Raw genomic sequence first — 1,761 nt, forward strand, 5'->3', positions numbered from 1 at the left:
CGAACCGTACACACCTTCCGGCTTTCCGTTTCGCACCCGGCGACTCAGAAAACAATACACGCCCCACAACCCCAACGCAAATCCACCACCCAACACCCCCACACCAACCCCCAAAACCCCACCAAACCGCCGTCGAACACCACCTACAAGGACTCCGCGTGGAGCGGCTTCAAGGCCGCATCAGGGGAGTGTATCCGGCGTCCCGAAATGACGGTGCAGCCTGTCATCCAGGAAACGCATGATGGACTCGATCCTGTGACCGTCGAGGGATGGCTCGATCACCATCAGCCCCCTGGCCCGCCCCTGTAAATAGCAGACGAAGGCCGGCCGGCCACCTGCTTGCACAGGGAGCAGCGTATATCTGCCACCCGGGCGTCCGGACGCGCTGGCTCGAAGGAAGTCCCCGACCGCATCCCGCCCAACGTAGCTCTCCACAGCGGGAGGCATGGCCAGCCAACATTCGTCGGTCAACAGCGCAAGGACGGCATCCACGTCATCACGTGAAAAGGCATCCGCAAATTGCCTGGCCAGCTCAAGGTAACCGGTGCTGTTCACCCGTGGTGCGGGGGAAGGCTTAGCGGAGCGGGCGCGTTGCAGCAGCCCCTTGACCGCGGTCGAACTGATGGAAAGCATGTCGGCCGCCTCAGCTGCGGTGAAGGCCAGTACGTCGCAGAGAATCAGCACAGCCGTCTGCCGCGGAGGCATCCGTTGCAACGCCACCACGAAAGCGAGCTCTATGGTCTCGCGCGCCACCGCCCGGGCCGCAGGGTCCAGCTCGCTGAGCAGCACCTCGGGGTAGGGCTGCAAATTCCCAAGCTCGAACCGGTCGCCAGGCGCCGGCAGCTCGAAAGGCGGAGGCGGTGCGGGACGCGGTCGGCGGCCCTGCTCCCTTCGCATGTTCAGGGAGCGTGTGGTGGCGATCCGATATAGCCAAGTACGAAGGGACGACCGGCCTTGGAATCCGGGCAGACCCTGCCACGCAGCGAGCAGCACCTCCTGCATGACCTCATCGGCGTCGTCAACCGACCCTACGATCCGGTAGCAGTGCACATGCAACTCCCGGCGAAAAGGTGCAATCAGCGAAGCGAAGGCCGACTCGTCACCGGCCCTGGCCGACTCCAACTCCGCAGACGTCATGGTCCCATCTTGGCACGTGCCCCTGATGCGTTCCGATGAGCCCGGTTCCGGTGTCTTAACTGGTGCAGACGCCCAACGAAAGGAACAAGCCAATGTCCGACAAGCAGGCCCGAGCCGTTGAAATCGCTGTTGCCTACTACCGAGCATGGACAACCAACGACATGGACGAGGCAGCAAAACTCCTGGCCCGGGATGTCGTTTGCCATGCACCCTCGGGGGCCATCAAGGGAATTGATGCCGTGCGATCGTTCATGGAGCCCTACGCTGCTTCGCTGACAGGGACCGCGCTCCTGGCTGCCCACGGCACCGGGAACGAAGCACTTCTCATGTACGAGACAGCCAACCGGGCGGTCCAGCACGCTCCGGCCGCTGAACTGTATCGGATCGAAGACAATCACATCAGCGAGATCCGTATCATCTTCGACCGGCTGCCGTTCGCGCTGGCCCGGGGTCAGGTGGTGGCTGCCTGACTGGCTTTGTTAAATGGAAGAGCCCCAACCGTGGTTGGGGCTCTTCGTTAATGGTTGTCCGGCGGTGTCCTACTCTCCCACACCCTCCCGGGTGCAGTACCATCGGCGCTGTGGGTCTTAGCTTCCGGGTTCGGAATGGGACCGGGCGTTTCCC

General features: G+C 63.0%; 2 protein-coding genes and 1 rRNA gene. 1 reads left to right on the forward strand and 2 read right to left on the reverse strand.

Annotated elements, in window-relative coordinates:
• Positions 1-180: 180 nt before the first annotated feature.
• Positions 181-1,137, reverse strand: a complete 957-nt coding sequence (locus AB4Y81_RS21505) for an RNA polymerase subunit sigma-70 (RefSeq protein WP_055975585.1) — start codon at positions 1,135-1,137, stop codon at positions 181-183.
• A 92-nt stretch (positions 1,138-1,229) separates the two neighbouring features.
• On the opposite strand from AB4Y81_RS21505, the gene AB4Y81_RS21510 reads away from it, so the two are divergent.
• Positions 1,230-1,607 (forward strand): nuclear transport factor 2 family protein, encoded by a 378-nt coding sequence (locus AB4Y81_RS21510; protein WP_018780367.1) that lies wholly within the window; start codon positions 1,230-1,232, stop codon positions 1,605-1,607.
• Positions 1,608-1,663: 56 nt separating this feature from the next.
• Here the strand turns inward: AB4Y81_RS21510 and rrf are convergent.
• A 5S ribosomal RNA gene (rrf, locus tag AB4Y81_RS21515) occupies positions 1,664-1,761 on the reverse strand; the annotation flags it as partial.

This window comes from Paenarthrobacter sp. TAF1 (assembly GCF_052113825.1).
In the GTDB taxonomy this organism is placed as follows: Bacteria; Actinomycetota; Actinomycetes; order Actinomycetales; family Micrococcaceae; genus Arthrobacter; species Arthrobacter nicotinovorans.

Excerpts from the sequence above, each read along its gene's own strand:
- AB4Y81_RS21505 (WP_055975585.1), bottom strand. The coding sequence starts at position 1,137 with ATGACGTCTGCGGAGTTGGAGTCGGCCAGGGCCGGTGACGAGTCGGCC.
- AB4Y81_RS21510 (WP_018780367.1), top strand. The coding sequence starts at position 1,230 with ATGTCCGACAAGCAGGCCCGAGCCGTTGAAATCGCTGTTGCCTACTAC.